This is a genomic window from Frankia sp. CcWB2, assembly GCF_977927585.1.
The window spans coordinates 1-6,223 of record NZ_CDWRCM010000123.1 but is presented as its reverse complement, the minus strand read 5'-3'; the positions used below and the strand labels follow the sequence as shown (position 1 = coordinate 6,223).

Annotated in this window: 5 protein-coding genes; all 5 read right to left on the bottom strand. The window is 69.8% G+C overall.

Features of this window, described 5'->3' with window-relative positions:
- Positions 1–384, bottom strand: a 384-nt coding sequence (locus ACY45C_RS13815) for a DNA gyrase subunit A (RefSeq protein ID WP_462188015.1), incomplete at its 3' end; no start/stop codon positions are given.
- Between the two features lie 207 nt (positions 385–591).
- Positions 592–2,526: a DNA topoisomerase (ATP-hydrolyzing) subunit B gene (gene gyrB / locus ACY45C_RS13810; protein ID WP_462188014.1), complete on the bottom strand. Its 1,935-nt coding sequence runs from the start codon at positions 2,524–2,526 to the stop codon at positions 592–594.
- Positions 2,527–2,856: 330 nt separating this feature from the next.
- Positions 2,857–3,648, bottom strand: a complete 792-nt coding sequence (locus ACY45C_RS13805) for a DciA family protein (protein ID WP_462188013.1) — start codon at positions 3,646–3,648, stop codon at positions 2,857–2,859.
- Positions 3,638–4,837, bottom strand: coding sequence for a DNA replication/repair protein RecF (gene recF, locus ACY45C_RS13800; RefSeq protein ID WP_462188012.1), 1,200 nt, complete (start codon positions 4,835–4,837; stop codon positions 3,638–3,640). The genes ACY45C_RS13805 and recF overlap by 11 nt, the downstream gene beginning before the upstream one ends.
- A gap of 1 nt (position 4,838) precedes the next feature.
- Entirely contained in the window at positions 4,839–6,047 is a 1,209-nt protein-coding gene (gene dnaN, locus ACY45C_RS13795; RefSeq protein WP_462188011.1) for a DNA polymerase III subunit beta, read from the bottom strand.
- Positions 6,048–6,223: the final 176 nt, after the last annotated feature.

Sequence of the window (6,223 nt, the reverse complement as noted above, 5' to 3'; positions counted from 1 at the left end):
GGTGTACCGCATGGCGGCGGGTGGATCGTTGCCGGGCGAGCCGAAGTTGCCGTTCCCGTCGACCAGCGGGTAGCGCAACGACCAGCCCTGCGCGAGCCGGACGAGGGTGTCGTAGATCGCCGTGTCGCCGTGGGGGTGGTAGTTACCCATGACGTCCCCGACCACGCGGGAGCACTTGAAGTACCCGCGGTCGGGGCGGTAGCCGCCGTCGTACATGGCGTAGAGGACCCGGCGATGGACGGGCTTGAGCCCGTCGCGTACCTCCGGCAGCGCACGGCCGACGATGACCGACATGGCGTAGTCGAGATACGACCGCTGCATCTCGACTTCGATGCCGATGGGCTCGATGCGGTCGCCGGGGGGAGGAGGTAGGACGTCGACCACGGGGTCCTTCCAGGACAGTGGGAGCAGTCGTCAGGGCGTCAGGGCGTCAGGGCGGGACGGGCGGGACGGGCAACGGGGCCGGGTGGGATCCGACGGCGGGTGGGATCCGGAGCCCTCCGTTCGCCGGGTCGGACCGTCGGGATCGCCGCGCCCGGACCGACCTGAGGGCCACCCGACGACCGATCCGAGGCACGCGACACGGCCGGGTCAGATGTCCAGGAAACGCACGTCCTTGGCATTACGTTGGATGAAGCTGCGACGCGCGTCGACATCCTCACCCATGAGCACGGAGAACAACTCGTCGGCGACCGCCGCATCGTCGAGCGTGACCTGCAGCAGGATGCGCCGGTCCGGGTCCATGGTGGTGTCCCACAGCTCGGTGGCGTTCATCTCGCCGAGACCCTTGAATCGCTGGATGGCATCCTTGGGCAGCTTGCGCCCGGACTCCACCCCGCGGGCGACCAGCCCGTCGCGCTCCCGGTCGGAGTAGGCGTACTCCCAGTCCTCCCTACCCCATTTGATCTTGTAGAGCGGCGGCTGCGCCAGAAACACGTGACCGGCCTCGACCAGCGGGCGCATGAACCGGAACAGCAGCGTCAGCAGCAGGGTCCGGATGTGCTGGCCGTCGACGTCGGCGTCCGCCATCAATACGATCTTGTGGTAGCGCAGTTTCGCGATGTCGAAATCGTCGTGGATGCCGGTACCCAGCGCCTGGATGAGGGCCTGGACCTCGGTGTTCTTCAGGACGCGGTCGATGCGGGCCTTCTCGACGTTGAGGATCTTTCCTCGCAGCGGGAGGATCGCCTGGAACTTCGAGTCCCGACCACCCTTGGCCGACCCACCCGCCGAGTCACCCTCGACGATGTACAGCTCGCACCGCTCGGGATCGGTGTACTGGCAGTCGGCGAGCTTGCCCGGCAGACCGGTGCCGCCGAGCAGACCCTTGCGCCGGGTCAGATCGCGGGCCTGACGGGCGGCGATGCGGGCCCGCTGGGCGTCGAGCGCCTTGCTGACGATAGCCCGAGCCTCGGTGCGGTTGACCTCGAACCAGTCCTTGAGCGCCGAGTAGCACATCTCCTGGATGAACTTCTTGGCCTCGGTGTTGCCGAGCTTGGTCTTGGTCTGGCCCTCGAACTGCGGCTGCGCGAGCTTCACCGAGATGATCGCGGTAAGGCCCTCCCGGATGTCGTCGCCGGAGAGCCGCTCGTCGCTGTTCTTGGCCCCGGCCTTCACCGGCTTGAGCAAGTTCTGGTCCTTGGCGTAGGCGTTGACGGCGCTGGTCAGCGCGGCCCGGAAGCCCTCCTCGTGGGTGCCGCCCTCGTGGGTGTTGATGGTGTTCGCGAAGGTGTAGACCGACTCGGTGTAGCCGCCGTTCCACTGCATCGCGAGCTCGGCCTCGATGCCCACGCCCTTCGACTCCAGCGAGATCACGCTGCGGTGGATGGTGTCCTTCGTGGCGTTGAGGTGACCGACGAAGTCGACCAGGCCGTTGGCGTACTTGTAGGTGACCGCCATGCGTTCCTCGTCACGCTCGTCGACGAGCGTGATCGACAGCCCCTTGTTGAGGAAGGCCATCTCCTGCAGGCGGCGGGCGAGCGTCTCGTACTTGTACTCGGTGGTCTCGAAGATCGTCGGATCCGCCCAGAAGGTGACCGACGTCCCGGTCTTGCGGGTGGTACCGGTCTTGGCCAGCGGCTTGTCCGGGCGGGTCGCCACGTACGGCTGGAACCAGACGTGCCCCTCCCGCTGGATCTCCACGTCGAGCCGGGTGGACAGCGCGTTGACCACGCTGACGCCGACTCCGTGCAGCCCGCCGGACACCGCATACGATTTGCCGTCGAACTTCCCGCCGGCGTGCAGGGTGGTCAGCACGACCTCGACGGCGGGCCGCTTCTCGGTGGGATGCATGCCGACGGGAATGCCGCGGCCGTTGTCGGTGACCCGCACCCCGCCGTCGGCAAGCAGCGTCACGGTGATGGTGTCGCAGTAACCGGCGAGCGCCTCGTCCACCGCGTTGTCCACGACCTCGTAGACGAGATGATGCAGTCCACGCTCTCCAGTGGAGCCGATGTACATACCAGGACGCTTGCGGACCGCGTCAAGACCTTCGAGAACCTTGATCGAACTTGCATCGTAGGCCACGCGACGGGTCCCCTCGTTCTGGGCGGAAGTATCCACCAGTCTACCCGGCAACCCGCCATAGCGGACGCAGGGAACCCCCTGACGTCTGCGCAGCGCCACGCACATGGGGATGGCCAACCCCCCCTACCGGACCGACTCCCCCGACCGCCTTGGCGCGCCTCCACGACTGTCACCGGCACCGCGACCCCGCGGAACCGTCATGATCATCCCAGTCGCCCCGACGGATACCACAGGCACGCTCCAGGCGCCAAGGGGCGCCTGGAGCACCGGGGCTACTGGAGAGCGCAGGGGCGCAGGGAGCGTCAGGCGGGCGCCAGCCGAACGCCGGTCTCAGCCGTAGGTGTCACGGGGTCCTCGACCGCCGGTTCGGATGGACCCGTGCCGCCAGGACGGCGCCGTCGGTCCACGCACGACGATCCGGCGGACCACGTGTGGACCGAGCTCCCGGTGCAGGATGCCGAGGAGCTGCCGGGACAGCATGCGCAGCTGGGTCGCCCAGGCCGTCGACTCCGCGACAAGTTCCAGCTCTCCGTCACGCAGGGACACCGGGGTGCAGTGGTCGGCGATGTCCGGCCCGACGATGACATCCCATCGGGCCAGAACGTTCGCATCGCTCGCCTGAGCCTTCCAGCCACGGGCCGCCAGCAGCCGGTTGATCGCCGTCCCGAAACCGACCGGTTCGCGCCATTCCCGGCCGGGCGGTGCGATGCCCGGCATCCGCGGCCGGCGGGGCATCTGGTCGTCCGACGGGTCGGCCCGCCGGGCACCGAGGCGGGCCCGAGAGCCCGGGCCCCACGGACCGCCCGTCCCGGTGGCGCCGGCGGATGCCTCCTCATCGGCCCACGTGCCGCCGTCAGCACCTGGCATCCCGCCACCGCAACCAGGGCCGGGTCCGGCCGGACCCGGCCCGGCCGGGTGGCGGGCGGTGTGGCCGGCGCCCCCCCGTCCCCGCCCACGCTCCCGCGCGTCCCGTTTGGCCTGGGCGAGGATCTCCCGCGCCAGGTCCGCTCCGCGGGCTGCGGTGCCGTCCGGCCCCTCGGTCTTCCCTCGGCTCCCGGCACCTCCCCGGGACCGCCCGGGCGCGGTGGGATGGTCCCGGGGGTCTGGGCGCTCAGTGGGCATGCTGGACCTCTCCGTCGGCGACGGCGTACCGCACCCCGGTCAGCTCCGTGGGAACGTCGGTTTCGACCGCGGCTGTGACCAGTACCTGCTCCGCGGAGGCGACGAGTTCCGCGAGCCGACCGCGGCGACGCGTGTCCAGTTCGGCGAAAACGTCGTCCAGGAGCAGGACCGGCTCGCGGTCATCGACACGCAGCAGGTCGAACGAGGCCAGCTTGAGCGCGAGGGCGAGGGACCAAGACTCGCCGTGACTCGCGTAGCCGCGGGCCGGGAGCCCGTTGATCGACAAGAGCAGATCGTCGCGGTGCGGACCGACCAGCGTCATCCCCCGTTCGACCTCCCGCGGCCGGGCGGCCTCCAGATCGGCGCGGATCGCCTCCGCCAGCATGGTCCGATCCGGTGCCGCCGGACCCGGCCGACCTGCGCCCGGCTGCTCTGGCTGGCCCTGTGGACCGGGTGGACCGGGTGCAGGCAAGGTGTCCGGGAGGGTGACGCTGGAACGGTAGTCCAGCGCGGTGGCGGACTCGGCGTCGGCGACGGCCTCGTACGCCGCGGCCACGGCCGGCCGCAACGCATCGACGAGTGCCAACCGTGCGGCCAGCACCTCGGCGCCATGCGTGGCCAGGTACCCGTCCCAGACGTCGAGGGTGCGCAGATCTCCCTGCCCCCCGGCTCGCCGGGCCGTCCCGGCGGTGCGTAGCAGGGTCGATCGTTGTTTGAGGACCCGGTCGTAGTCGGCGAGGACCGCGGCCATCCTCGGGGTCCGGGCGATCAGCAGCTCGTCGAGGAACTGACGACGCTGCGCCGGATCCCCCTTCACCAGGGCCAGGTCCTCCGGGGCGAACAGCACGGTGCACAGCAGACCGACGATGTCACGCGGCCGGGCGACGGGAGCCCGGTTCAACCGGGCCCGGTTCGCCTTTCCCGGAACGATCTCGATCTCCACCAGCGCGGCCCGGTCACCCCGGACGATCCTGGCGCGGATGACCGCCCGAGACGCGCCGTCACGGACCAGCGGGGCGTCCCCAGCGACCCGGTGGCTGGCCAGCGTGGCGACATAGCTGATCGCCTCGATCACGTTGGTCTTCCCCTGGCCGTTACCACCCACGAAGGTGGCCACTCCCGGACCCAGCGTTAGGTCAAGAGCTGGGTAGGACCGGAAGTCGACGAGGGACAGGTGCGTGAGGTGCACGTCACCCGTGCAGGCGGATCGGCATCAGCAGGTACCGGTAGTCGGGGACCTCGCCGTCGTCGTCGGCCTTCCGGGTCAGGATCGCCGGCTTGTTCGCCGCCACCGCCGGGTCCTCCGCGCTGGCGAAACCGACCCGTACGACGTCCGACTCCAGCGCCCCGAGCGCGTCGAGCAGGTACGACGGGTTGAACGCCACAGACAGCTCCGGCCCATCGTAGGTCACCGGGAGGGTCTCCGTTGCCTGCGCCTCACCGCCCGTTCCAGCCTCCAGCACGAGGTGGTCCGGGGAAAACGTCAGCTGCACCGGTGCGGTCTTCGCAGCGACCAGCGCCACCCGTTTGACAGCCTCCTGCAACGGGGCGATCTCCAGCTGCGCGATCAACGGCGAGCTGTCCGGCAACAGCTTGCGGTAGGGCGGGAAGCTTCCGTCGAGCAACCGGGTCGTCGTCTGCCGGGTCGAGCCGGCGAAACCGGCCAGCGTCTCGCCGGAGGGCCCCGCCCCGAGCGCGATGGACACCTCCACCCCTGAACCCGACAACGACTTCGCGGTGTCGAGCAAGGTGCGGGCCGGCACGAGGGCGACCGTGACCGGTGTGGGCGGGGGGCTGTCCGCACTGGTCACACCGCCCGCACCGAGCCCGGCGGCTGTTTCCGACGGCCGCCACTTCAGCGTCCGCACGGCGAGCCGGTAACGGTCGGTCGCGGCGAGGGTGAGGGTGTCCCCCTCGATCTCGAGGCGGACCCCGGTAAGGACCGGCAGCGTGTCGTCACGACCGGCCGCGATCGCCACCTGTGAGACCGCCGCAGCGAACGCGGATCCCTCGATGTGCCCCGTGATCGGGGGCATGGCCGGAAGGGCTGGGTAGTCGTCCACCGGCAGCATCGGCAACGCGAACCGAGCATTGCCACAAGTGATCACCAAACGGGTGCCGTCGATGCCCAGATCGACCGGTGCCGCGGGCAGCGCCCGGGTGATCTCCGCGAGCAGTTTGCCGTTGACGAGCCCGCGCCCCTCCTCCGACACGGTCGCGTGCACCGTGCACTGGGCGGCCACCTCGTAGTCGTACGCGGCGATCTTGAGCATCGGTCCGGTCGCGTCGAGGAGCAGGCCCGAGAGCACCTGCAACTGGGTGGTCGGCCGGCTCGGCAACGTGCGTGCGGTCCAGGCGACCGCTTCGGTGAATTCATCCCGTTCCACCCGGAACTTCATGGTTAGGCCTCCTGTCGTTCCCTCCGGTTGTTCGGAGTCACCCCGCAGGGAACACCGACCAGCATCTCAGAGTGCCAGCAGACGCCGACGAGCGGTCGGCCGCGCTCCGGGCGCTTGCCTGGGGTCCAGCCGCGGCACGTAGATCGTTCGGATCCGGGCTCGAGCCGTTGTCCACA

Coding starts and splice junctions, on each gene's coding strand:
- ACY45C_RS13805 (WP_462188013.1), bottom strand. CDS start 3,648: ATGCCCACTGAGCGCCCAGACCCCCGGGACCATCCCACCGCGCCCGGG.
- dnaN (WP_462188011.1), bottom strand. CDS start 6,047: ATGAAGTTCCGGGTGGAACGGGATGAATTCACCGAAGCGGTCGCCTGG.